The following is a 26,167-nucleotide window of genomic DNA, read 5'->3' on the forward strand; positions in this document are numbered from 1 at the left end:
CCGGGTAGGACGGGGGTGGATGCCGGGACCTCGGGCGGGAGCGCGGGTCCCGACGGGCGGGGGCGCGGGTCAGTCCGCCGCGGGCTGCGCGGCGGCGGAGCGGTGGTGGCGGATGACCTCGGCGACGACGAAGTTGAACCACTTCTCGGCGAAGGCCGGATCGAGGTCGGCGTCTTCGGCCAAGCGCGTGAGTCGCGCGATCTGCTGCTCCTCGCGCGCGGGATCGGAGGCCGGCATCCCGTGCTGGGCCTTGAGCACGCCGACCTGCTTCGTGCAGCGGAAGCGTTCGGCGAGGAGGAAGATCAACGCGGCGTCGATGTTGTCGATGCTGCCGCGAAGCCCCTGAAGGATCGTCGAGGGGTCGGCGTCGGTCATGTGTCCTCCCAGATCGCCTCGACCCTACCGCGCCGAGCGAGGCTGCGTACGCCGCGACCCGGGAGTCCTACAGTGTGACCATGAGCCGATCGACGCGCCCCGACCCCACCGCCGTAGGCGCCGAAGCCGGGGCCGCCACGTCACGCGACAGGCCGATGTGGACCGCGGTGTCGCGACCCTACGCCGCCGGGTTCTTCCTCACTCTGGGCGGGCTGACGGCCATCCTGTTGGCCCTGGCCCTGTCGAACCTCTCGACCGTCCTCATCTACATCGCGATCGCGCTGTTCGTCGCCCTCGCGCTCGACCCGCTCGTGCGGATGCTGATGCGCCGCGGCCTTTCTCGCGCGTGGTCGATCGTGATCGTCTTCGGCGGTCTCGCCATCGTCCTCGCCGGGTCGCTGTGGTTACTCATCCCGCCGGTGGTGCGCCAGGTGGAGCAGTTCATCGGCGACATCCCCGCCTTCACCAACGACCTCATCGACAGCGACGCCGTGCGGTGGGTCGAGGCGAACTTCGGCGACAGCCTCGGCGATGTCCTCCAAGAGGTTCAGAGCTTCGTCACCAACCCCACCAACATCGCGGCCATCGGCGGCGGTCTGCTGCAGGTGGGCATCTCCATCGGCACGTTCATCTCGGGCGCGATCATCGTGCTCGTGCTGAGCCTGTACTTCCTGGCATCCCTGCCCCGCATGAAGAACAGCCTCGTGCGCCTGACCCCCGCGCGCAGCCGCGCCACGGTCTCCGACATGACGGGCCAGATCACCGACTCGGTCGGCGGGTACCTGGCCGGCATGGTCGTGCTGGCCCTGTGCAACGCGATCTTCGCGTTCATCGTGCTGACCATCCTGCAGCAGCCGTTCGCCGCCCTCCTCGCCGCCCTCGCATTTGGGATCACCCTGATCCCTCTCGTCGGTTCCGTACTCTTCTGGGCGACGGCGACGGTGTTCACCCTCATCGTCAGCCCGACCGCCGGCCTGATCTTCGCGATCGTCTACCTGGTGTACATGCAGATCGAGGCATATCTGCTGACGCCGCGCGTGATGAACCGTACGATCTCGGTCCCCGGAGCTCTGGTCGTGATCGGCGCGCTCGTCGGCGGCACGCTGCTCGGCCTGCTGGGAGCCCTCGTCGCGATCCCCGTGACGGCCTCGGTGCTGCTGATCATCAAGCAGATCGTGATCCCGCGACAGGATGCCAAGAAGTAGGCACGTTCCATCTGCGGCGCGATGCCCCCGACGCGACGCGCACCTGCGCGGCGACGGTCGCGCTGGATTCGCGAACGATCAGCTCCGGCTGGATGGTGTCGTGGCTGGGTTCGACGTCACCCTCGATGGCGGCAATGAGCTGCTGCAACGCCAGCACGCCGAGCTCGGCGAAGTTCTGGCGCACGGTGGTCAGCGGGGGCAGGAAGTGCCGCGCGTGAGAGACGTCGTCGAAGCCGATGACGCTGACGTCTTCGGGAACGCGGATGCCGCGACCGTGCAGCCCGTGGACGACACCGAGCGCGATCTGATCGTTCGCCGCGAAGACCGCGGTGGTGTCCCCCAGGTCGAACGACCGACCGAACTCGAACCCGGCATCCGCCGTCCAGTCGCCGATCACGTAGGGGCCCTCCGGTAACCCCGCCTCGGCGAGACACTCCCGCCACCCCTGAGCACGCTCCCGCGCGTCGAACCAGTCCATCGGGCCCGCCAGATGGGCGATCGTGCGGTGCCCCAGGTCGATGAGGTGCCGGACGGCGAGCCGTGCACCTCGGCGCTGGTCGACTCCCACCGTGTGCCAGGTCGGGTCGGCCTCCGCCTTGATGACGATCGTCGGCAGGCCCGTCGTCTGCTGACGCAGAAGATCCAGCGACGACTCCCGGGGCGCGATCACGCACAGCGCATCGACGCCCTGGGTGACCAGTTCCATGACCGCGGAGTCCATTTGCGACGCGTCATCATCGCCGATCGAGAACGCGCTCACGGCGTACCCGACCTCTCGCGCGGCCCTCTCCAACGCGCGCAGGGTGCTATTCGGACCGTTCTGCACCGGACCGTCGATCAGCACCCCGATCCGCCGCGCGCGCTGCGTCGCGAGCGCGCGAGCGGCCATGTTGGGCGTGTAGTGGATCTCGTCGATCACCCGGAGGACGCGCAGGCGCGTGGACGTGCGCACGTGAGGGTGGTCGTTCAGGACGCGGGACACCGTCTGGTGCGAGACACCGGCGAGACGCGCGACGTCGTAGATGCTGGGTCGATGCCAGGGCCGGCTCGGTGGCTGGGGCATGGGGTTCCTCCGGATCGGAAGGGAAGGACGGCCGGGCCGCGGTCGAGGACCTCGACCCGGCCGTCTCGTCAGAGCGCGCGGTAGTCGGCCGTTCGCTCCACCGACACCTCCTGCCCACCCACGACGGCGGTGGCCCCGATGAGCACCTGTCCGGCGGGGACGGTCGCCGCTCGCGAAGAGAAGGATGCGCTCACCGACTTCCCCGGCTGGACACCCATGACCGTCTTCGAGCCGTACGCGCTCGTGAAGACCAGGTCGACCGCGACATCGTCGGTGTTCTTCACCGTTGCGATCACGTAGGCCTTACCGGCGATCATCCGCGTCACCGCCGACGACTCGATCTCGAGAACGGGTGTCGTCGTGCGCGGTGGAAGCGTGATCGTCCGGGTCGATTCCTCGTTGCCGGCGGCGTCTTGAGATCGCACGTGCACGAAGCGCGGGGCGTCGGTCAGCTCCACCGAGAACGGCTTCTCGTAGGTGGCGAACATGTTGTTCGACGCACCCGCAGGGTCGGCATCCGGTCCGTCCGACCAGACCGTGCGCGACAGACCCGAACCGGGCTGGGCGTCGGTCGGCGAAAGGGTCACGAGGGCCGAGACCCCGTCGACCACCTCGATCCGGTCCCCGGTGACCGGCGCGACGGTGTCGATCTTCGCGCTCGCCCGCGACTCGCCGACGGCGCCGTCGGTCGCCGTGGCGCGCGCACGGACGGTGACCTCTCCCTGGACGTCGACCGCCACCGGCTCGGTGTACGGCCGCCACGTCGTGCCCCCGTCGAGGCTGACCTCGATCGAGGCGATGTCGGCGGCGGTCTTCTGGGCCGTCACGACCGCCTTCGGGGTCATGATGTACCAGCCGGAGCCCTCGGGAGCGGCGTCGAAGGCGATGGAGACCAGGGGTGTCGTCTGATCGACCGGAGCGATGACGAACACGGTCGCGAGTGCCCCCGCGGAGAAGCCCGCGACGGTTCCCGACACGTCGAACATCGCCTCGGCATCGGCATAGGCCTCCGGCGCGACGGGGTCCCAGGTGACGGGAACGCCGCTGGCGGCCGTGCCGTCGTCGAACGCGGCGCGCACGGTGGCGGGCAGCACGGGAGCCACTCCCGGAGCGGTGATCACCGAGGTGTAGTCGATGGAGGTCATCGCCTGCGAGAAGTCGTCGGCGACGAACACCGTGGCCGCGACCGTCTGGCCCTCGTATCCGCTCACCCGTCCGGTGACCGCGAGGGTGCCGGGCCGGGCCACGGCGGCCGGCGTCACGGCATCCCAGGTGACGGAGGCCTCGCGCAGGGGCGCGTCGGCGTCGACCACCCAGATGCGGGAGGGCAGCGACGGCAGCACACCGGTGAGGGTGCGCACGGCGACGTCCTCCGCCGCCACGAAACCGTCGCTCGGCTCGGGATCGGGGTCGTCGGGAGCGGCGACGCCCGACACCTCCCACTCGATGACGCTCGTCGCGTGGGGCTGGCCGTCGACGACCTGTCGCTCGAGGGTGAGCCGCAGCGCCCGCGTGGTCACGGCGTCGAAGACGACGTCCACCGGCGCCAGCGACGTCTTCGGCTGCGCCGGGTCGAAAGCGGGCAACGGGTAGGTGACGTCGTCACCGCGCACGGGTGCCCAGTCGCCGGCGGCATCCTGATACTCCAGCGACCATCCCGCGGGGACGCGCACGCCGCCGTCACCGACCCCGGCGTTCTGCCAGAGGAAGAGAGTGGATGCCGACACCGTCACCGGGGTGTCCCAGGTGTAGGTCGCGACGTCGGTGTCGGGGACCGGACTGGCGCCCCACGTGCCCCACATCGCGTTCAGGCTGTCGGTGGGCCTCGATGCGCCGTCGTTGAGGGCAGCGGCGGAGTTCCACGGCGGGACGTAGCTGACCGCGACGTCGGGGGCGTGCTCGCCGGAGGCGACGGCGATGTTGCCCGGCGTCTCGGCGGCGACGGGCGACGGGATCGCCGCGGATGTCCCGAGGGCGAGGGCGAGCGTGACGAGGGCGACGGACGCCCGGGAGACGAGACGAGGTGCATGCATGATGGGGCCTCTCGCTCTCACGCGTCGATCGGGGCACGGCCGGCAGCGAGCAGCACCTTCTGGCGGTCGCGGGCGGTGAGCAGGTTCGCGTCGGTGAACGATTGCGACACCGAGCGCACGGCATCCAGGAAGGCCGTCCGATTGGCGAACGGCGCCTTCGCCCAGACCTCTTCGAGCAGGCTCGGCCCGCCCTGACCGCGTGTCGGATTGCGCACCTTCGAGTCGACGCCGGCGAAGGCGACGGTGGGCTCGGATCGCTGGAAGTACATGTGGTAGGCCACGTCTCTCCCCGAATAGGCGGGCTCGAACGTACGCCCGTCGATCTCGAAGACGTTGCCGCTGCGCCGTATGACGCCCCGGCTGATCGAGCCGTCGAGACCGGCCTTCGACGAGAGCGCCAGGCTCGCGTACCGCGTGGACGAGTCGATGGCCGTCAGCACGACCGGGCCGTAGACGAGCGCCTGGATGTCGCGGCGGTCGGGGGTGGGCTCGGCGCGCAGGCTGAGCGGAATGGTGACGGCGACCTTGTCGCCCGTCGCCCACGAGCGGGTGAGGGCGACGTACGTGCCGGGCGCCGTGTCGGCATCCGTCCGCTCGCCGTTAATGCTGACGGTCGCTCCGCGCGCCCACGCGGGAATGCGCACGTGCAGCGTGAACGAACCCGCCGGGGCGCTGGTGAACTCGAGCGTCGAGGTGTCGGCCTCGGGGTACGACGACATCTGCACGAGCGTGAGCCCCTTCTCCCTCCAGTCGACGGTCGACGCGATGTAGAGGTTGACGTAGAGCGCGTCCCCCGCTTTCGAGCGGAAGTAGATCGTGTCCTGGTACTTCACGTGGCTCTCGAGGGCGGTACCGCCGCAGCACGTACCGATGTTGCCGTCGCCGTACTCCTTGCGGGTACCGGGATTGACCGGGAACATGTAGCAGTTCTCCGGACTGATCGTCGACTCGGCGTCGCGGCGGCCGCCCAGGATGTGGTTGAGCACCGTGCGCTCGTAGTAGTCCATGTAGGCCGGGTCCTGGTCGTGCAGGAACAGCGAGCGCGCGATCTTGAGCATGTTGTACGCGGCGCACGACTCCGCGTTCCGCTTGCCGATGTCTCCGGCGACCGCGTCGGCCGGCCCCCACAGCTCGCCCTCGCCCGTGCCGCCGTGGGCGTAGGCACGGCCCGGGACGACCATGCCGAAGAGGTTCGTCACGGCCGTGCGGTAGCGCTCCTCACCCGTCTGGTCGTAGAGCTTGAGGTATCCCGAAAAGGTGGGGATGTACTGGTTGGCGTGCCGGCCGTCGAGCGTGTCGCGATCGGCGGCGCACGCGTCGACCAGGGCGTCGTAGGTGAACAGCTTCGCCGCCTGCAGGAACTCCTCGCGGGCGGGGTCCGTGGACCGCCAGTACAGCTCGACGAGCACATCGTTCATGCCGCCGCACTCGCCCGCGATGTAGAGCGACCACATTCTCTGCAGCTGCGCCGGGGCGCACTTCGACAGCCGGGAGTACACCCAGTGGCCGATCCCCTCGGCCAGGGTCAGCGCGAGGGTGTTCCCCGTATAGGCGTGCGCGTCGAGCAGTCCCGCCACGATCTTGTGCAGCGTGTAGTACGGCGCCCAGATCTCGCCGTAGGGTGCGTAGTTCTCCAGAGCGGAGAACTGCCATTCTCCGTAGGCGGAGAGGAAGCCCGGATGCGAGTACCTCGACGCCGTACCGACCTTCTGTGCGGCCAGAGCGACCCGGCACTCCTCGAGCCCCGCGACGAAGGCTCCGACCTTCTGCGCGAGCGCGCCCTCGCCCGTCGACGCGTACGCCATCGAGAGGCCGCTGAGGAAATGCCCGGCGAAGTGCCCGCGGAGCAGCCCGCCCGCGCCGCGGACGTTCTGCCCTGCGCGGTACTCCGACGGTCCCCAGCGCTGATCGTCGGGAGCCGGACCGAACTCCTCCCATCCGCCCGGCGGTGTCGCGCCGCGGGTGTCGAGTCCCGCATTGCGGCGGAACACCGCCAGCAGGGCGTCGACGGAGTAGGCGCGGTTGAGGATCAGAGCCTGCTTCTGCGCACGGGTGAAGACGCTCTGTCCGAGGGTCACCGCGCTCAGCGGGAACGGCTGCAGTGCCCACGCGTCGGGCGTGACCTCGCGGGCCGCGGCCCGGACGACCGCGGCCGAGTGCTGGAGTCCCGGCAGGCGGAAGGCGGATGCCGCGGGTGCGGCGGCTGTGGCGGGCGACGCCGAGAGCGCGCCCGAGGCGGCGAGGAGGCCACCCACGGCGCTCGATCCGAGCAGGGCGCGCCGGGTGAGGACGGGGGGATCGATGGGGGTCATGGGCGGTCTCTTCTCTTCATCGAGCGGATCGGGGGATTCGTGTCGGGGAGGAGAGGGGGCAGGCGAACCCGCCCCCTCCCCAGGACGTCAGTTCTGGGCGCCGTACGACGCCTCGAAGGTCTCGGTGACCTGCGCGCCGTCGACGGTGGCACTGGCCGCCACCGTGACCACTCCCGCGGGTATCGACGACTTCCTCGAGGTGAACGACGCACTCACCGTCTTCCCCGGCTGCACGCCCGTGACCGTCTTGGTCCCGTACGCACTGGTGAAGACCAGATCGACGGCGACGTCATCGCTGTTCTTCGCGGTCGCGATCACGTACGCCTTGCCCGCGATCATCCGCGTCGACGCCGACGACTCGATCACCAGCGTCGGAGCGGGCGCCTCGGCGGCCCACGCCTCGAACTCCTGGATCGCGGCGGAGCCCTGACCCTCCTGCGCACCCCACGACTGCATGAGCGCGCGCAGAGCGGTCGTCTCGACCGCGGCGAAGGTGATCTCGTTCACGGCGTCCGATGACCGGGCGTACGTGTCGTCGGTGTCGACGTCGCGCCAGGTGCCGGCGGCGTCGCGGTACTGCAGCACCCACGACCGCGGGGGGATGAGTCCGGCGTTCGCGGCGTCGGCGGCATCCCGCCCGAACTGCACACCCGCGCGATCGAGCCGCACCGGGCGCTCCCAGCTGAGCTGTACCCACTGCTCCCCGACCCGGGGCCAGGTGCCCCAACCGGTCGTGGTCGACCCGTCGATGACGTTGTCGACGGGCGCCCAGCCCGAGGCCGACGACGCGGTCGGGGTCGCGAAGCGCGCCACGTTGCCGGTCAACGGCGCGTCGGGCGAGCGCGGGATGGTGGTCGCCGTCGGCGTCGAGACGTTGCCGGCCGCATCCGTGGCCCGCACGAGGACGACGTGCCGCTCCACACTGGGCGCAGCCACCGCCCCCGTGAGCGGCTTCCAGGTGGCGGACTCGTCGATGGCGTACTCGAGCCCGACGAGACCGGAGCCTCCGTCTGTCGCCGTCGCCGACACGGAGCGCGCGGCGGCATCGAGTTGCGCGGTCACCCGAGGGGCCGTCGCATCGATACGGAACGCGGCCGTGGCGTCGGCCGAGGAGTTGCCGGCGGCATCCGTCGCCCGCGCGATCACGGTGTGCGAGCCGTCGGCGGCCACGACGGTGTCGACGCGGCGCACGTCGGCGGTGTCCGTCAGGGCGCCGCCGTCGATCCCCACCGAGATGCGCGAGCGCACATCGCGGTCGTCGGTGGCGGTGACCCGCGCGGTCACGGGCCCGACGTACCAATCGCCGGCGCCCTTCGGTCCGCGCAGTTCGATGCCGACCGCCGGGGCGACGGTGTCCGGCGAGGTGTCGGCGCCGACGACCGTCACGGTCGCCTCGACGCGCCCGGCGGCGTAGCCCTGCGCGGTACCGGCGACCGTGAAGGTGCCGGTCGTCGCGTACGACGCGGGGTCGACGGCATCCCACTTCACGGGCGCGGCCACGCGGTCGGCGCCGTAGACGAGCGCGACGGTCTCGGGCAGTTCGGGAGCCTCACCCACGAGCGTGCGGGTGGTGGCCGGCTCGAAGCCGTCGGCGGCGACGGTCGCGACCGACCACTCCTCGACAGCGAGGGCCGAGTACTTCACGGGCGTGGACGTGCCGGGGGCGGCGTTCATCACGGCCCGCAGGCGCGTCGTCGTCACCGGGGTGAAGGTCACCTCGTGCATCTGCCGCACCGTCGTGGGGTAGCCGCTGGGGTTCTGCACGTCGTTCCAGCGACCCTGGTCCCAGTACTGCAGCGACCAGGATGCGGGGGCCGAGACGCCGTCCCCGGTCCCGGGCTCGCGATCGCTCCAGAACTGGATCGACGAGCGATCGACGCGTACCGGTTCCGCCCAGTCGTACTGCACCCACTGGCTTGCGGGGCGGTCCGCCGCGTATGAGCCCCACATGTCCGGCGGCAGCGGGTTCGGACGGACGATGCCGTCGTTGAGCGCCGCGATCCAGTACTGCACCGGGATCGGCTCGTTGGAGGCGGATGCCGTCGCCCACGGCGCGACGTTCTGCGACGGGGTCGCGTCGTCGTCGCGGACCGGCGTGGTGACGACCGGCTTCATCCGCGCGGGTGTGACCGAGTCGTCCCACTCGACCTTGTCGACGGCGACCGAGCGGCGGAAGTGATTCCCGCCGACCGCATCGGCGGTGTGGTACGCCATGTACCACTCGCCCTTGAACTCGGTGATGGCGGGGTGGCTCGTCGTCGACGACACCGGCGCGAGCACGCGGCCCTGCGAGGTCCACGGACCCATCGGCGTCGGCGCCGTGGAGTAGGCGATGCACGCGTGGTACACCGCGGGGGTGCACCAGCTGTCGGGGCCCGCGGTGTTCGCCGCGTAGGCCAGGTAGTACGTGTCGTTGCGCTCGAACAGCCAGGCGGCCTCGAAGAACCCGTCGACCCCGCTGCGGATCTCGGTCGGCGTGCCGACGAGGGTCTTCATGTCGGATGCCAGTTCGACACCGAACAGGCGGCTGAAGCTGCCCCAATACATCCACACGCGGCCGTCGTCGGCGACGTACACGGTGGGGTCGATGTTGTGGGCGTCATTGCCGAGGATCTTCTGCGACACGATCGGACCACCGGCGTAGTCGGTCCACGGCCCCGAGGGGGTGTCGGACACGGCGATGCCGATGCCGAACGGGTCGACGGAGGTGCTCCCGGCCTCGTGCACGGGCACGTACCAGTAGAAACGGTCGTCGGCGCCCTGCACGACCTGGCCCGCGTAGGCGCGCCCCGGGGTCGCCCACGAGAACACCTGCTCCGGCCGCATCAGCGCCGGGTGGTTCTCCCACTCGCCGTCCTCGACGTCGGTCGTCGAGAACGACTGCCACTCGTTCATGATGAAGTCGTTCGTCGTCGGGCCCGCTTCGTCGCGGCCGGCGTAGACGTACAGCGTGTCGTCGACGACGAGGGTGGCCGGGTCGGCGGAGTACACCGACCCGTCGCCGAGCAGGGGGTTGGGAAGGGCGGCCGCGGGGCTGACGGGTGTCAGCGCCAGGAGGCCTGCCATGAGGCTCGCGGCGGCGGATGCCGACAGGAGCCGACGAGCGGTGTGTCTGGTCATGAGGTTCCTTCGAGGGAATGTCGCGTCGGTGGTCTGGGGAGGTACTCCTCTCCCGGGTGCTCCGTGCGAGTCGGGCGCGGGCGTTCGGGACAGAGGAAGGGGTGTCTCGCGATCGGAACGAGGGGGGAACGGGGATGGGACGAACCCACCCCCGTTCCCCTCCCGTCAGTTCAGTGCGCCGTACGGCGCTTCGAATGTCTCGGTCACCGACGCACCGCCGACCGTGGCGCTCGCCGTCACCGTGGCGACTCCCGCGGGGATGCTCGCCGCCCGCGAGTTGAACGACGCGCTCACCGTCTTTCCGGGCTGGACGCCCTTCACCGTCTTCGTCCCGTAGGCGCTGGAGAAGACGAGATCGACGGCCACGTCGTCGGTGTTCTTCGCGGTCGCGATCACGTACGCCTTCCCCGCGATGGCTCGACTGGCTGCGCTCACGGCGACGTCGAGAGCGGGTGCAGACGCCTCGGGGGCCTCCCACACCTGCCATTCCTTGATGCCGACGCTGCCCTTGCCCTGCTCGGTACCGACCGGGTCGAGCGCGAGACGGAGCTTCGTCGTGGTCACCGGCTCGAACGAGACCGTGTTGTAGGTGTCCTTCGCGGTGCCGTACGCCCCCGCGTTCTTCACCGGGAGCCAGGCGTTGGTCGCGGCATCCCAGTACTCGGCCTTCCAGGCGGCGGGGACGTCGATGCCGAGGCCCTGCGCGTCGATGTTCGACACGAAGTACACGCCCAGCTCGCCGATGCGCACCGGCTCCTTCCAGTCGTACTGCACCCACTGGTCGGTGACGGCCGGCCACACTCCCCACACGTTGGGGTTGTCGTTCGGCGTGACGTCGCCCGATGCGGTGGGCTGCACGTCGTCGTTCAGGCCGGTCACCCTGTTCCATCCGGCGGTTCCGGATGCCGTGGGCGTGGCGAGCAGAGCGACGTTGCGCTTCTGCGTGCCGTCGGCCTTCGGCACCGTCTTCTCGACGACCGCGGAGACCTTGCCCGCCTTGTCGGTTGCCCGCACCTCGACCTTCGTCTCGTCGAGCCCGACGAGCACGGTGCCGGACAGGGTCGACCAGACGCCGCCGTTCAGCCGGTACTCGATCGAGGCGACTCCCGAACCGGCGTCCGTCGCGGTCGCCTTGACCGTGCGCGAGACCGCGTCGGCCGTGACCTCGAGGGCCGGAGCCGTGGTGTCGATGCGCACGGTCTGCGCCGCCACCGGCGACGTGTTGCCCGCGGCGTCGGTCGCCCGTGCCTGCACGACGTGCGACCCGTCATCGCCCACCGACACCGCGGCGGTGTAGGCCGTCCATTCGCCCTGACCGACGCGCACCTCGACGCGGGGAGCGGGATCCTGGTCGTCGGTGGCGGTGACGTTCACCGTGACCGCCTGGGTGTACCAGCCCGACCCGGGGGCGGCCGGCGACACCTGCAGCGCCACGGTCGGCGCCTTCGTGTCGGTGCTTCCGCCGTCGACGGTCACCGCGGCCGAGGCGGCCTTGGTGCCGGGCAGATCGCTCTGCACGGTTCCCTCCACGGTGAACGTGCCCGACGATGCGTAGGACGCGGCGTCCACCGCGTTCCACGTGACCGGGAGGTCCTGGCGCGAGCCGTCGTTGAACAACACGCCCACGGTCTCGGGCAGCACCGGTGCGACACCCGGCAGGGTGCGCGTGGTCACGGCATCCACCTGGTTGATCTGGCCGGGAGGCGTCGCACGCACCCACACCGTGGCCTTGGCGGCGACCGGCGAGCCCGGGACGATGCCCGAGAGGGGGAAGCTCCCCTCGCCGGCGACCTGCGCGTCGGCGACCTCGGCCCACGTGACCGCGAGGTCGGCGTGGCTGCCGTCCGAGAACGTGGCATCCACCGTCGCCGGGAGCTCCGGCTTCGTGCCCACGGCGGTGCGGACGTCGATGGGTTCGATCGAGACGGGGGCGTCGGCGAAGACCTTCCATTCGCTGACGGCCACGCCGGCGAACGTCGAGCCCGAGCCGGTGGCCGAGAGCGTGGCGCGCACGCGCGTCGTCGTCACGGCACCGAAAGTAACGGTGTTGGGCGCGCTCCGCTCGAGGGTGTACTCCGACGCGGCCGGCACGTCCGCCCACGCGGCGCCATCCCAGTACTGCACCTTCCATGCGCTCGGGACGTTCACGCCCTGGTTCGACGCGGGGTCGCCCTGGTCGGACCAGAAGTTCATCTCGACACCCGACACGCGCTGCGGTTCGTTCCAGTCGTACTGCACCCATCGGGTGGCGGGGTTGTCTCCGCCGGCCCAGGTGCCCCAGACGTCGGTGCTGGCGCCGCCGTTGTAGAGGATCTTGCCGTCGTTGACCGCACCGACCTTGTTCCATCCCGCGGTGAACGAGGCGGTCGCAGTCGCGGCGGGTGCGACGTTGGCGCCCTGGGTCGCCACGTCTCCCTGCACCGTCACATCGGTCTCAGAGGTCTGCTCGCCGTCGGTCGCCGACAGCCGCAGCACGTACTCGCCCTTCGCGGAGAAACGAGCGGTGGTGGAGGCCGCCGCGGCATCGTCGAAGAGAACCGTCGCATCCTCGGGGGCGGTCACCACGCTCCAGCGCGCGCTGAGCTCGCCGCCCGGCAGACCGTCGTCCTTCACCGTGCCGACGAGGGCCGCCGACCCGCCGGCCGAGGCCTGCCTGTCCTGCCACGCCGTGACCAGTGGTGCCTGGTTCGTGGATGCCGGAGCGGCGATGCCCGTGGAGAACACCTGCAGTTCCTTCACCCCCGTCTTGGCGCCCGCGGCGTGCGTCGCCGTGAGGCGCACGGCGTCGCCGGTGACCTCCGGGAACTGCACGTGGTTGTAGTTGGCCCGCGGGTAGGCGGGGGTGCGAGCCTGCTGCGGGATCGTCGACCACTGGCCGTTCCGGCGCACCTCGAGGGTGTACACCGAGGGTTCGGTGTAGCCGGCCGCCGTAGCCGTGGAGGAGCTGTCGTAGAAGTACGTGCGGACGTCGTCGAACGTCTTCTCACCGCCGAGCTCGACGGTCAGGGAGTCCTCGGCGTTCGGCGAACCCGCGGTGCCCCAGAAGGGCTCGTTGATCGTCGTGCCGTTGACGGCGCCGGCGGGCTCGCGGCCCGCGGCCGAGAACGACGCGGTCGCGGAGGTGGCGAGGTTGGCGCTGCCGGTGCTCTCGGTGCGCACGTCGGCGCCCGCCTTGGCGAACAGGTCCACGACGCGGGCGTCATCCGCGAAGCGCACGTCCTGCGGGGCCTTCACCGCGGATGCCGCGGCGGTGGTGACCTTCGCGTCACCTTCGACGACCTCCACGGTGCCGCTGGCGGGGTCGTAGACCACGTGCGACAGCTTGTCGACGGTGAAGGCGAGCGTGCCGTCGAGGAAGACGGAGTATCCCTCGGGCACGTCGTCGCCGTAGTGCCGCTCGCCACCGGGGGCGTCCCAGGTGACCGTCAGGTCGCGGTCGCGGTAGCGGATGTTGTTCGCGGTGGAGTGATCCCAGCCGATGTCGATCGGGTCGAGTTCGATCTTGGCGTCGCTGCGGGTGCGCACACCCATGGCGTCCTCGATCATCGTGAAGTTCGTCGCACCGAGGATCGTGTGGTGGATCCAGGAGCGGTAGTCGATCTTCTGGGGGTCGGCGGAACCGTTCGCCCAGAACTCGTTCTGGTCGGGCAGACGGTTGTCGCCGCCGTTCTGATAGTGCGACCACGCGTTCCAATACAGCAGCTTCTTGTACCACTCGGCGTCGATCGCGTCGGTGGGGTAGTCGCGCAGCACCTTCGACAGCATCCGGAAGGTCACCGTGGAGTTGATGACCGAGAAGTTGTTGCTGCCCTGGCCGCCGGTGGCGTTGTACGCCGCCTGGTCGGCCTGGTTCGCGGTGTAGAAGGGGAAGATCGGGTACTGCTTGTCGTCGGCGAACAGGCGCAGCGCCTCGACGTAATCGTCGTTGTAGTCCGCGTCGCCGGGCTTGGGCACCAGGCCCACCGAGAACGGGTAGTAGTTGTTGATCTCCTTCCACGGCACGTGCTCGCCGTTGTTCGCCATGGCGTGCTCGAGGAGCTTGCGGTCCGGGTTCCACAGGACCTTCATGACCTGGGTCTTGATGTTCTCCGCGAACGCCTGCATCTCGTCGGCCTTGGCGGTGTCGCCGGCCGTGCGGTACGCCTCGGCCGCGGCGAGGGCGTTGGAGTAGAGGTACGCGTTCTCGGTGCGGTCCTGGTAGCCGCCCTTCCAGTGGAACGACACGGCATCCGCGTCGTTGCCCGTCATCGCGCCCCAGTTGTATTCGATCAGGCCGTTCTTGTTGAAGTCGTAGGCGTCGACGAGACCCTTCACGTCGTCCTCGGCGTACTCGGCCAGGTTCTTCGCGATCGCGGTCGGCCCGCCGTGCAGCTGGTAGGAGCGCAACGCGGCTTCGGAGATGTACTGGGTGTAGCTGTTCGACCAGTTGGCGGGGTCGCCGGGGTTGTCGACGAACTTGTAGCTCTTGCTCGTCTCGCCCGTCGAGACCCACGGACCGTACGAGTAGATGGGGTCGCGGAAGTACTTCAGGTCGTCGATGAACATGCCCGTGGTGAGCACGATCGAGTTGTTGTACCCGAGCACACCCTCCATGGCGACCGGGAACTGGTAGGTGTTGCCCGGCATGTCGGCGTCGAGGAAGTTGTAGCGCATCAGCCACCAGCGGTAGTAGAGCGTCTTGTCGATGTTGTCTTCGGGGGTGTCGAGGTAGGGCACGTTGTCGGCCCACCACTTGTTGTAGGCGGTGACGTGTGCGGTGTACGCCTCACCCGCGGACTCTGCCCGGGTCGCGTCGTAGTCAGTGCGCGAGGCGGCGATCTCGTCGGTGACGAGGCCGAGCTGCACCTTCGCGGTGGCAGAGCCCCCGGCGGGCACCGACAGCGTGCGGGTGAGCGTCTCGCCCGCGGGGGCGAACCCGTCGCCCGAGAAACGGGGCGACAGCTTCGTGAGGTCGTTCAGCGCCTGAACGTGGCCGACGAGCTCGTCACCCTCGGCGGTGACGGCGTAGGGGGAGGATGCCACGAGCTCGACGTCGACGGACCCGCCGGTCGAGCGCACCTCGAGGTTGGTGACGAGCACGTTGGCGTCGGTGATGAACTTCGTCTGCACGACCTCGATGCCACCGCCGCGGTGGACGCTCCGCCAGTAGCTGGGCGTCTGCTTGCGCTGGGCGACGTCCTCGGTCAGACCGACCTCGTTCCCGCCGATGCGGGCGACGATCGTGTAGCCGGATCGCCCGTCGATGGACTCCCAATACGCGAGCTGACCGCCGAAGCCGAGGACTGCCGGGTTGTGCTCCTTCATGAAGGCGGCACGCCCGCGCGTGAACAACCACTGGTTGTTGTCGCCGAAGCTGCCCGCGTCGCCGGTGCGCGCGAGCATCTCGTCCATCCAGAAGTCGCTCGACGCGCTCGAACCCGCGCCGGCGGCGAGATCAGCGTCGAAGATCCTCTGCAGCTGATTACCGGGGGTGTAGGTCACTCCCGTGTCGGGGACGGGGGTCGGGCTTCCCGAGAACGTCGGGTAGCCGATGTCGGTGTTCGCGGCGTTCGCCGGCGCGACCACGAAGGTCGTTGCCAGCACCGTCGCGATCGCCGCTGCGGCGATCGCGGAACGCCCGACGCGACGGGGGGTCGTCGGATTGCAGTCCACTGTGTCTGTTCCTCTCGGCGCTGCTCGTCGATGAGCAGCGGGTGCGTGGGAGGCACGCTACCGAGGGCGGAGAATGTTTCGCAATCGTTTTCGGTAATTTCGAAACATCACCGAAAACGCGACAGAACTCCGAAAATCAGCGCCGCGCGATCGTGGATGCGCGGATGACGAGCTTGACCGGCATGGGGTGCGTCCCGGCGCCGACGTCGACGCCGTCGATCGCATCGAAGACCCGCTGCGCGGCCTGTCGGCCGAGCTGCTGGAGGTTGGCGTTGATGCTCGTGAGGGGCGGTCGGGCGTTCTCGGTGAGAAGTTCCCAGTCGTCGTACCCGATGACGGCGAGATCGCCCGGAACGTCGCGGCCGAAGTCGCGCGCGGTGTCGAGGACACCGCGGGCGATCTGGTCGGAACCGCAGAACACGGCGTCCACCTCGGGATGCCGCTCCAGCAGGATCGCGGCCGCGTCACGGCCCCAGTGCTCGTTCCACGCGGCGAACATCGGCTCACCGACGAAGTCCAGGCCCGCCGCCGCGAGTGCGGCACGAGCCCCGGCCAGGCGGTCCTGGGCGGCGGCGTACGACGGGTCGCCCGAGATGTGGGCGATGCGGCGCCGACCGCAGGCCAGCAGGTGCTCGATCGCCAGGCGCCCGCCCGAGTAGTTGTCGGGGGTGAGCGAGAGGTCACGGGGGTCGTCGGACGGGGAGTAGGCGTAGACGACGGGCACCGGCAGCTCCTGTCCCAGCGAGGGACGGGGGTCGGTCTGGCGCCCCACGACGATGATGCCGTCGACCCGGCGACTCAGCAGCGCGCGCAGATGGTGCTGTTCGCGTATCGCGTCTCCGCGCGCATCGCAGAGGAAGACGTTGATCTGCCCCGCCCCGAACGCGTCCTCGGCGCCCATGAGGATGGGGATCACGAAACGACCGTCGAGGTCGTTGGTCAGCAGGCCCACCGTGCCGGTGCGCCCGGCCAGCAGACCGCGCGCCATGGCGTTGGGGGTGAAGGCGAGCTCTGCCGCGGCCTCCATGACGCGCTGCCGCGTCCCCGCGGCGACGTCACCGCGACCGTTGAGCGCCTTCGACGCCGTGGCGATCGAGACGCCGGCGCGGCGGGCCACATCGCTCAGCGTGGCTGCGCGCACGGGATCGGTCGTCATCGGCTTCCGTTTCATGTTCGTTACCTTCCGCCGTCTTGACGGATCGGCAACACACACGTTACCGTCCCGAAAGGGATTTCGGTTATTTCGATGACCACCCCGCCAGCGGTGCCGACCCCGACTGTCGCATCCGCTCAATGAAGAGCTAGAGGAGACTGCAATGACCCCATCCCGGCGCCGCTTCGCCCTTCGGGCCGCGACGGCCATCCTGGCCGCGAGCGCTCTCGTCGGCGGACTTGCCGCGTGCTCGGGCGGCTCGACCGCCACCGCACCGGCCGACATCCCCGCCGAGGGCACCGACGACGGTTCGACCCTGACCCTGTGGACGCGCGCACCCCTCGAGAAGCAGGCGAAGCTCCTCGTCGAGGCCTACAACGCCAGCCACCAGAACCAGGTCGAGCTGACCGTGGTCCCCAATGACGACTACGTCGCCAAGGTGGGCGCCGCCGCGGGTTCGGGCGGACTCCCCGACCTGTTCGCCGCCGACATCGTCTACGTGCCGAACTGGGTCGAGCAGGGGCTCTTCCAGGACATCTCGGCGCAGATCGACGGGCTGTCGTACAAGGACACCATCAACCAGGGTCACCTCGACGCGGGCACCCTCGACGGCAAGGAACACGTCCTGCCCTTCGTGCTCGACCTCTCGGTGATGATGTGGAACAAGGACCTGGTCGCCGAGGCGGGGCTCGACCCCGAGAAGGCCCCCGCCACGGTGGCCGACTTCGCCGAGACCGCCAAGGCCGTGCAGGCGCTGAACAAGCCCGGAGTCTCGGGCACCTCGACGGGGCTGAACTGCGGCGGCTGCCTGCTCTTCACCTGGTTCCCCTCCATCTGGGCGTCCGGCGACGAAGTGCTCGGCGCCGACGGCACCGAGTCGCTGCTGAACAACGACGCGGCCAAGGAGGTCTACTCGACCTGGAAGGACCTCGACGCCGCCGGCGCCGTCGCCCCCGGGTCGGCCGACGAGACCGGCGCCACCTGGGTCGCCGGCTTCCAGGAGGGCAACGTCGGCATCATGCCGTTCCCCGCCACCCTGCTGTCGGGGCTGTCCTTCGACGCGGGTGTCTCCGGCATCCCGGGTGTCGACGGCGGCGAGTCGACCTTCGTCGGCGGTGACGGCGTCGGCATCTCGAAGGACTCGAAGCAGTCCGCGCAGGCGTGGAACTTCCTGTCCTGGCTCACGTCCGAGGACGCGCAGGTGGGCGTTCTCGCCAAGGACGGCAGCACCGTCGCGCGTTCCGACCTCGCCGACAACGAGTTCTCCTCGAAGGACCCCCGGCAAGTGGCGATCAACGAGGTCGCCGGCAAGGGCAAGACGCCCGTGGCGCTGAACTTCCAGCAGGCGTTCAACGCTCCCGGCAGCCCCTGGTTGACGCTCGTGCGCAACGCCGTCCTGAACGGCACCGACACCGTCGACGCCGACAACGACGAGATCACCGCCGTCCTGTCCCAGTAATCCCCGTGGGGGTGCCGTCCCGGCGGCACCCCCACACCCCCGGAAGGAACACCGTGGCTCTCACCACTTCGCCCCGCCGTTCACGGTACGGCCGCACGGCGCTGGGCGGTCCCGTCCAGGGCTGGCTCTACGCCGCCCCCACAGCCCTGTTCGTCGTCGCGCTCTTCGTCATCCCCCTCCTGCTCGTGCTGCAGATGTCCGGCTCCGACTGGCCCCTGCTGCGCGGCAACAGCGGTCCGAACTTCCCCGAGAACTTCGTGGATGCCGTGACCCACCGTCTCTTCTGGGACTCGGTGCGGTTCACGCTGCTCTACACCGCCATCACGACCGTCCTGCTCATCGGCCTGGGCCTCGGTCTCGCGCTCCTGGTCCAGGAGTCCACGGCCTGGAAGGGGTTCCTGCGGACGGCGTTCCTGCTGCCGAGCGCGCTGGGCCTGGCATCCGCATCCCTGCTCTTCTACGTGCTCTACTCCCCCATCGCCGGGCCGTTCGCCGGACTCATGGAGTCGTGGGGCATCACCTTCCTCGGCTCTCCCGAGGGCGCCCTGTGGTCGACGGTGTTCCTCATCGTCTGGCGGTTCGCCGGGTTCTACATGCTGCTGCTGCTCGTCGGCCTGCAGGGCATCCCGGAGGAGATCTACGAGGCGGCGCGCATCGACGGCGGGTCGCGGTGGCAGATCTTCCGCGACATCACGGTGCCGCTGCTTCGCCCCACTTTCGCGCTCACCACGGTGATGTGCGTGACCGGGTCGCTGTTGGCGTTCGACCAGTTCTACATCCTGACCAAGGGCGGTCCCGACAACAGCACCATGACCGTGGTGCAGCTGATCTACAACATCGCCTTCCAGGGGCAGAACAGCCTCGGCATCGCCGCCGCGCTGTCGGTCGTCATCCTGCTCGCCCTCGTCATCATCAACGCCGTGCAGTTGCGCGCGTTCCGTCGTCCCGAGGAGGCCTGACATGGCCACGACCGACATCCGACCGCGCACGCCCGTCACGGGCAGCACCCGCGCCATCGTCGCCCCCGGCTACCGCGGTCGATCGCGGCCGAGCGGACCGATGCTGTGGGGCCTGCCCGGCAAGGTCTTCACGGGCGCCCTCGCGATCATCTTCCTGTACCCGCTGGTGTGGACCGGTGTCGCCTCGGTGAGCCCGCAGGCCGGCACGAACCAGGCCGAGGGATGGGGCTTCGGCAATTACGAGAAGCTCGCGAACTTCCAATCCGGCATCTGGGTCTACCTCGGCAACTCGCTGTTCGTCTCGGTCCTGACCGTCGTGCTGACCCTGTTGATCTCTTTCCTCGGCGGCTACGCGTTCGCCCGCTTCTCGTTCCCGGGCAAGAACCTGCTGTTCCTGTCGGTCTTGGCGATCCTGATGGTGCCGTACGCCACCTTGCTGATCCCGCTGTACGTCATCCTCAACGCCGTGGGTCTGCAGAACTCGCTCGTGGGCGTCGCCCTGGTTCTGACGATGTTCCAGCTGCCCTTCTCGATGTTCATGATGCGCATCTCGTTCGAGTCCGTCCCCCGCGAACTCGACGAGGCCGCGCTCGTCGACGGCTGCACGAGCTTCAGTGCGCTCTGGCGCGTGCTCCTGCCCGCCGTCAAACCCGGACTCATCACGGTGGGTCTCTTCGCCTTCCTCACCGCGTGGAACGACTTCATCGCCCCGCTCATCCTCATCAACGACCAGTCGCGCATCACTCTGCCGCTGGCCGTGGCGAACCTCCGCGGCCAGACCATGGGCGTCATCGACTACGGCGTGACCGAAGCCGGTGTCGTCGTCCTCGCTTTGCCGTGCATCGTCCTGTTCCTGATCCTCCAACGTCACTACGTGCGCGGCTTCATGTCCGGCGCCTTCAAGGGATGACCATGTCGACCACACTTCCCTCCCGTCCGCTCGACTCCGCCACGGCCCGCACCGTCGTCGCCCCCGTCGTCCCCTCCCGTTCGCGCCTGCGGCCGCTCGGCCTCGACGAAGTCCGTATCACCGGCGGGTTCTGGGGTGAGCGCCAAGCCGTCAACGCCGCACACACGTTGTCCCACATCCTGGGCCGTCTCGAGTCCGAGGGCTGGCTGCCGAACTTCGATCGCGCCGCGGCCGGCACACTGCCCGCCGGACGCCGCGGGCGGGAGTTCAGCGACTCGGAGGTGTACAAATATCTCGAAGCCGCGGCGTGGGAGATCGGCCGTCACGCCGACGCCGATCTCGAGCGCACCTTCCGCGCCGTCGTCGACCGGGTCGGCGCGGCCCAGGAGGCCGACGGTTACCTCAACACCGAGTTCGGCCGGGTCGGCCAGCAGCCGCGGTGGTCCGATCTGGAGTGGGGCCACGAGCTCTACTGCCTCGGCCACCTCTTCCAGGCGGCCGTGGCACGCGAGCGCACGCGTCCCGGAGCCGACGACGGTCTCCTCGTCATCGCCCGGCGCGCCGCCGACCTCGTCTGCGATGTCTTCGGCGCCGAGGGGATCCCCTCCTTCTGCGGTCACCCCGAAATCGAAGCCGCCCTCGCCGAACTGGCGCGCGTCACCGGTGACGAGCGGTACGCCGCGCAGGCAGCGCTGTTCGTCGCGCGCCGCGGACACGCGACGCTCTCCGACATCGAGTGGGGCCGTCGCTATTTCCAAGACGACGTCCCCGTCCGCGACGCCACCGCCCTGAGCGGCCACGCCGTGCGGGCGAACTACCTCGCCGCCGGCGCCGTCGACGTCGCCGTCGAGAGCGGTGACGACGACCTCCTGGCCTCGCTGCGCGCACAGTGGACCCGTACGCGCGGACGCCGCACCTACATCACGGGAGGCCAGGGCTCCCACCATCAGGACGAAGCCTTCGGCGATGACTGGGAGCTGCCGTCGGACCGCGCGTACTCCGAGACGTGCGCCGGCATCGCGTCGGTGATGTTCGCGTGGCGTCTGCTGCTGTCCGGGGGCGACGCCGCCTACGCCGACCTCATCGAGCGCACGCTCTTCAACGTGGTGGCCACCTCGCCCTCCGCCGACGGCCGCAGCTTCTTCTACGCCAACACGCTGCATCAGCGCGTCCCCGGTGTGGTGCCCGACCCGAACGCGACCTCGCCGCGCGCCTCCTCGTCGCTGCGCGCACCGTGGTTCGAGGTGTCGTGCTGTCCCCCGAACGTGGCCCGGACCCTCGCCAGTCTCGACGCCTACGTCGCCACGGCCGACGATCGCGGCATCCAGATCCACCAGTACGCACCGGCTGAGATCCGCACGACCCTCGACGACGGTCGTGACGTGTCACTGCACGTCGACACCGCCTATCCGAGCGACGGCACCGTCCGCATCACCGTCGACCACGCTTCGGATGAGGCCTGGACTCTGTCACTGCGCGTCCCGGAGTGGGCCCGGGGTGCGGGAGTGCGCGTGTGGAGCGACGGCTCCGTCACGGAGGACACGGCCGTCGACGCGGGGTGGGCCCACGTGACGCGCGCGTTCCGTGCCGGCGACGTCGTCGAGTTGGACCTGCCGATGGCGCCGCGCGTCGTGGTCCCCGATCCGCGTATCGACGCCATCCGCGGGTGCGTCGCGATCGAGCGGGGTCCGGAGGTCCTCGCTCTCGAGTCGGTGGATCTGAACTCGGGAGACGACGTCGGAGAGGTCGTCCTCGACGCAGCCGCGCTCCCCGTCGAGGGCGACGGTCGCGTCTGGGTGCAGATCGCCGACCGCACCCCCACCGCCGGCGGGTGGCCGTTCGGCGACGGTCCCGCTGCGCCGGATGCTGAACCGAGCCGGGTCGCGCTCGTCCCATATCACGACTGGGGCAACCGCGGTCCGTCCACGATGAGGGTCTGGATGCCGACCGCCTGAACGACCCCGCGGATCGGCCCCTGAGCCGGCGTCCCGTGTACGCGGGCGCCGGCTCAGCGCATCGGCAGCAGCCGCGTCGGCGACGGCGACGGCGTGCGGTGACGCACGCGCCCCGGAACGCCGGTGCGGGTATCCAACGGCAGCGAGACGATCTCGTGCGCCAGCTGGCCGGCGACGAGCAGGGTGTCGGCGACGACGACGTGGTGGCGCGGCCAGTGCGTGCCGGTCTCGGCCAGCGCCGTGAGCTGCAGCGCCTCGCCGGCGCCGCGAACCGACAGCACGCCGACGGTGTCGCTGCCCCGCACACCGGCGTACAGCGTCGAGCCGTCGCGGCTCGCGCACAGTTCTGCGGCGGTGTCGGTGTCGAGCGTGCCGAGGAGCTGCTCGCCGGAGCGCACCTGCCACCGACCGGCGCGGTCGGCGGCCAGCACGAAGACCTCGCAGCTGAGCTCGGTCACGACGTAGAGGTGCCCGGAGGGATGCCAGATCCCGTGACGCGGACCGCTCCCCTGCGGCAGCACGACCTCTTGCGCCAGCCGCAGGCCGCCCGGGGTCGATCGCCAGAACCGCACGAGGTCGTAGCCCATGTCGGTGGTCGCCACGACACCGCCCGGCAGGAAGATCGCCTGGTGCGCCCGCGAGACGCGGTCACCGGCGACAGCCTCCTCCGATTCGGCGTCGGTCTCGGGGATGTCGTCGTAGGCGGGGATCAGGTGCGAGAACTCCTCGCCCGCCGCCGTGCGCAGGGCGCGCGCCGCGGCCGCGAGGTCGGGCACCACCGCCCCCGACACGCGCGCGCCGGTCGAGACGGTGCCCTCCGGCGACTCGCCCGACCCATACGGGTCGGCGGCCTCGCCGGCGATGATCGGGCGGGAGGGGCGGCCCTCGGCATCCAGGTCGATGCGCACCACCCGTCCGTCACCCCAGCAGCTCGTGACGAGGAACGACGCGTCGGGTGCGACGGCGACGTGGCAGACGGCCGCACCCGCATCGACCGGGCGGCCGAGAGGAGCCAAGCGCGTCTCGCCGATGCGGCGGTAGGCCTGCACCGTGCCGTCGAACTCGACGGCGGCGTACACGATGTCGGGCGCCGTCGGGTGGGCGGCGAGCCACGACGGCGAGCCGGGCGCGGCGACGGCCGTGCCCACCATGCCGAGCGGGCCGCCGGCGTCGGGCGCGTCGACCGCCCCCGCCTGGAGGATGCCGACACCCTCCGCCGAACCTGCGTCGGGGGTGTACGCGCCGACCCAGAACCGCATCAGTCGATGAGGTCGTGGCGCACGATGACCTGGTCGCGCGCGGGGCCGACGCCGATCACCGAGATGCGCGTGCCGCTCATCTTCTCGAGCGCGAGGACGTACTCCTGCGCCGTCTGGGGAAGGTCGTCGAAGGTGCGCGCCGACGAGATGTCTTCGCTCCAGCCCGGGTAGTTCTCGTAGATCGGCTTCGCGTGGTGGAAGTCGGTCTGATTCACCGGCAGGTCGTCGTACCGCACGCCGTCGACGTCGTAGGCCACGCACACGGGGATCTGCTCGAGTCCGCCGAGGATGTCGAGCTTGGTGAGCACCAGGTCGGTGATGCCGTTGATGCGCGTGGCGTAGCGCGTGATGGGCGCGTCGTACCAACCGACGCGGCGCGGACGACCCGTGGTGGTGCCGAACTCGAAGCCCCGCGAACGCAGCCAGTCGCCGCTCTCGTCGAAGAGTTCGGTCGGGAACGGGCCCGAGCCCACGCGCGTCGTGTAGGCCTTGACGATGCCCACGATGCGGTCGAGGCGGTTCGGGCCGACGCCGGAACCCGTCGACGCCCCGCCGGCCGTGGCCGACGACGACGTGACGAACGGGTAGGTGCCGTGGTCGACGTCGAGCATGGTGGCCTGGCCACCCTCGAAGACGACGACGTCGCCGGCCTCGAGAGCGTCGTTCAGCAGCAGCGACGTGTCGGCCACCATCGGACGCACGCGCTCGGCGAACGAGAGCAGGTCTTCGACGATCTCGTCGACCGTGATCGAGCGACGGTTGAAGACCTTCACCAGCAGGTGGTTCTTCTGATCGAGCGCGCCCTCGACCTTCTGGCGCAGGATGTTCTCGTCGAAGAGGTCTTGCACGCGGATGCCGACGCGGTTGATCTTGTCGGCGTAGGCCGGGCCGATCCCGCGACCGGTGGTGCCGATCATGCGCTTGCCGAGGAAGCGCTCGGTGACCTTGTCGAGGGTGCGGTGGTACTGCGTGATGATGTGCGCGTTGGCGCTGATCTTCAGGCGCGAGGTGTCGAGACCGCGGGCGTTGAGCGCCTCGAGCTCGTAGAACAACACCTCGAGGTCGACCACGACGCCGTTGCCGATCACGGGCGTCACACCCGGAGACAGGATGCCGCTGGGCAACAGGTGCAGCGCGTACTTCTCGTCGCCGATGACCACGGTGTGCCCGGCGTTGTTGCCGCCGTTGAACTTCACCACCCAGTCGGTGCGCTCACCGAGCAGATCGGTGGCCTTGCCCTTGCCCTCGTCGCCCCACTGGACGCCGACGATCACGATTCCGGGCATGAGTGCTCCTCGCATGTTGTCCGGCGGTACACCCCATCCTATCGAGCGGGTCCGACACGGCCCCCCTCGACAGGGCGAGGCGACCAGCCGGGGAACCGGCGAGCGGTGCGGGCGGCGAGACGGCAGGGGCGGGTGGCGAGGGGAGGGGATGCCGCGAGCGGAGGAGCAATGGACGCTCCCGCGTCCTCCCCTCACGGAATCTCCTCCCCCCGGCCCCGAGGATGCCGGTGGTGGCCCCGCGGGGCGAGCGGGACATGGGGCGGTCGCCGAAGGGTGCATGACGGTGGCGAAAGGAGGGGATACGGCGAGCGGAGGAGCAATGAGCGCTCCCGCGTCCTCCCCTCGCCGGATCTCCTCCCCCCGGCCCCGAGGATGCGGGCGGTGGCCCCGCGGGGTGAGCGGGACACGGGGCGGTCGCCGAAGGGTGCATGACGGCGGCGAGGGGAGGGGATGCCGCGAGCGGAGGAGCAATGGACGCTCCCGCGTCCTCCCCTCACCGAATCTCCACCCCCCGCCCCATACCCACCCAACCCCCGCCCGCCACCCCGCCCCCCCCCCCGGCCCCGCCCGAGCGCGCCCCCCCCGCCTCGCCGCGAACGGTGCGAACCCGAGACGCCGGGACGCGCCGGCGCTACCCTGGGTCGATGCTGCGAACGCGCGAGTGGGCCGTCGGATGGAACGCCGCGCGCATCGCGGCGGCGGCGATGATCGCGGTCGCGGTGATCGCGCAGTTCGTCTCGTCGGTGACAGGGGCGGTCGAAGCCGGGCGGCACGTGGTCACCATCGTGGCGAACTTCTTCAGCTTCTTCACGATCCTCTCCAACGTCTTGGCGGCGATCGTGCTGCTGATCGTGGGCGTGCGGTTCTTCGTGCGCGGCCGCCGCACCGGCCCCGAACCGCTCGCCCTGGCGACCGTCCTGGCCTGGGTCACCACCTACATGCTCGTCACCGGCGTCGTGTACAACCTGCTGCTGCGCGGCCTGCCCCTGCAGCCCGAGACGGTGCCCTGGTCGAACGAGATCCTGCACGTCTGGGGCCCGCTCTTCCTGCTGCTCGATCTGTTGCTCGGCCCCGGGCGTCGGCGCCTCCCCTGGCGCGCAGCCCTGACGGCGGCGATCTTCCCCATCGCCTGGGTGATCTACACGATGCTGCGCGCGCCGCAGATCACGAACCCCACCACCGGAGCGCCGTACTGGTACCCGTATCCGTTCCTCGACCCGAACGCCGCCGGGTGGGGCAGCGTGATCTTCTACATCGTCGCGATCGCCGTGGTCATCGTGGGGTTCGCCTTCGGAACGGTCGCCGTCGGTCGCCGCCGCGGCATCCGTTCCGCCTGACGCGCAGCGGTGACGCGCGCTCACCCGCGGCACCCGTCCCGACTCACGCGCAGCGGTACCGCGCGGGATCCGTCCGGCCTGACGCGCGG

General features: G+C 70.0%; 15 protein-coding genes. 6 read left to right on the plus strand and 9 right to left on the minus strand.

Going from position 1 to position 26,167, the window contains the following annotated elements; all coding sequences use genetic code 11:
- Positions 1 to 69: 69 nt before the first annotated feature.
- Positions 70 to 375, minus strand: a complete 306-nt coding sequence (locus RWP81_RS02310) for a chorismate mutase (protein ID WP_314451857.1) — start codon at positions 373 to 375, stop codon at positions 70 to 72.
- A gap of 80 nt (positions 376 to 455) precedes the next feature.
- On the opposite strand from RWP81_RS02310, the gene RWP81_RS02315 reads away from it, so the two are divergent.
- Positions 456 to 1,580, plus strand: a complete 1,125-nt coding sequence (locus tag RWP81_RS02315) for an AI-2E family transporter (RefSeq protein ID WP_314451859.1) — start codon at positions 456 to 458, stop codon at positions 1,578 to 1,580.
- On the opposite strand, the gene RWP81_RS02320 is transcribed toward RWP81_RS02315, so the two are convergent.
- From RWP81_RS02320 to RWP81_RS02345, 6 genes are all read right to left on the minus strand, one after another.
- Entirely contained in the window at positions 1,540 to 2,643 is a 1,104-nt protein-coding gene (locus RWP81_RS02320; protein ID WP_314451862.1) for a LacI family DNA-binding transcriptional regulator, read from the minus strand. The two genes, RWP81_RS02315 and RWP81_RS02320, sit on opposite strands and share 41 nt — an antisense overlap.
- A 68-nt stretch (positions 2,644 to 2,711) precedes the next feature.
- A complete protein-coding gene (locus RWP81_RS02325; RefSeq protein WP_314451866.1) occupies positions 2,712 to 4,676 on the minus strand; it encodes an Ig-like domain-containing protein in 1,965 nt (654 codons plus the stop codon).
- 17 nt (positions 4,677 to 4,693) lie between these two features.
- Positions 4,694 to 6,988 carry a beta-L-arabinofuranosidase domain-containing protein gene (locus tag RWP81_RS02330; RefSeq protein ID WP_314451869.1) on the minus strand — a complete coding sequence of 765 codons (2,295 nt, stop codon included), beginning with the start codon at positions 6,986 to 6,988 and terminating at the stop codon, positions 4,694 to 4,696.
- Between the two features lie 87 nt (positions 6,989 to 7,075).
- Entirely contained in the window at positions 7,076 to 10,108 is a 3,033-nt protein-coding gene (locus RWP81_RS02335; protein WP_314451872.1) for a family 43 glycosylhydrolase, read from the minus strand.
- Between the two features lie 165 nt (positions 10,109 to 10,273).
- A complete protein-coding gene (locus RWP81_RS02340) occupies positions 10,274 to 15,760 on the minus strand; it encodes an Ig-like domain-containing protein (RefSeq protein ID WP_314451875.1) in 5,487 nt (1,828 codons plus the stop codon).
- A gap of 136 nt (positions 15,761 to 15,896) precedes the next feature.
- Positions 15,897 to 16,931 (minus strand): LacI family DNA-binding transcriptional regulator, encoded by a 1,035-nt coding sequence (locus RWP81_RS02345; RefSeq protein WP_235561221.1) that lies wholly within the window; start codon positions 16,929 to 16,931, stop codon positions 15,897 to 15,899.
- A gap of 145 nt (positions 16,932 to 17,076) precedes the next feature.
- Between RWP81_RS02345 and RWP81_RS02350 the strand changes: the two genes are divergently transcribed.
- The 4 genes from RWP81_RS02350 to RWP81_RS02365 are packed head-to-tail and all read left to right on the plus strand — an operon-like array spanning position 17,077 to position 22,196.
- Entirely contained in the window at positions 17,077 to 18,372 is a 1,296-nt protein-coding gene (locus RWP81_RS02350; RefSeq protein ID WP_314451881.1) for a sugar ABC transporter substrate-binding protein, read from the plus strand.
- Positions 18,373 to 18,425: 53 nt separating this feature from the next.
- A complete protein-coding gene (locus tag RWP81_RS02355; RefSeq protein ID WP_314451883.1) occupies positions 18,426 to 19,331 on the plus strand; it encodes a sugar ABC transporter permease in 906 nt (301 codons plus the stop codon).
- A 1-nt stretch (position 19,332) separates the two neighbouring features.
- Complete coding sequence (locus tag RWP81_RS02360; protein WP_243222982.1) at positions 19,333 to 20,241, plus strand: carbohydrate ABC transporter permease; 909 nt, start codon at positions 19,333 to 19,335, stop codon at positions 20,239 to 20,241.
- 2 nt (positions 20,242 to 20,243) lie between these two features.
- Positions 20,244 to 22,196, plus strand: coding sequence for a beta-L-arabinofuranosidase domain-containing protein (locus RWP81_RS02365; RefSeq protein ID WP_314451888.1), 1,953 nt, complete (start codon positions 20,244 to 20,246; stop codon positions 22,194 to 22,196).
- 53 nt (positions 22,197 to 22,249) lie between these two features.
- Here RWP81_RS02365 and RWP81_RS02370 read toward each other — a convergent pair whose 3' ends face one another.
- Both RWP81_RS02370 and RWP81_RS02375 read right to left on the minus strand, forming a co-directional pair.
- Complete coding sequence (locus tag RWP81_RS02370) at positions 22,250 to 23,455, minus strand: beta-propeller fold lactonase family protein (protein WP_314451889.1); 1,206 nt, start codon at positions 23,453 to 23,455, stop codon at positions 22,250 to 22,252.
- Entirely contained in the window at positions 23,455 to 24,741 is a 1,287-nt protein-coding gene (locus tag RWP81_RS02375) for an adenylosuccinate synthase (RefSeq protein WP_314451891.1), read from the minus strand. Before RWP81_RS02375 ends, RWP81_RS02370 begins: the two co-directional genes overlap by 1 nt.
- Before the next feature lie 644 nt (positions 24,742 to 25,385).
- On the opposite strand from RWP81_RS02375, the gene RWP81_RS02380 reads away from it, so the two are divergent.
- On the plus strand, positions 25,386 to 26,078 hold the full coding sequence (locus RWP81_RS02380; RefSeq protein WP_314451893.1) for a Pr6Pr family membrane protein: 693 nt from the start codon (positions 25,386 to 25,388) through the stop codon (positions 26,076 to 26,078).
- Positions 26,079 to 26,167 lie beyond the last annotated feature (89 nt).

The sequence above is a fragment of the uncultured Microbacterium sp. genome (genome assembly GCF_963521695.1).
Lineage (GTDB): Bacteria > Actinomycetota > Actinomycetes > Actinomycetales > Microbacteriaceae > Microbacterium.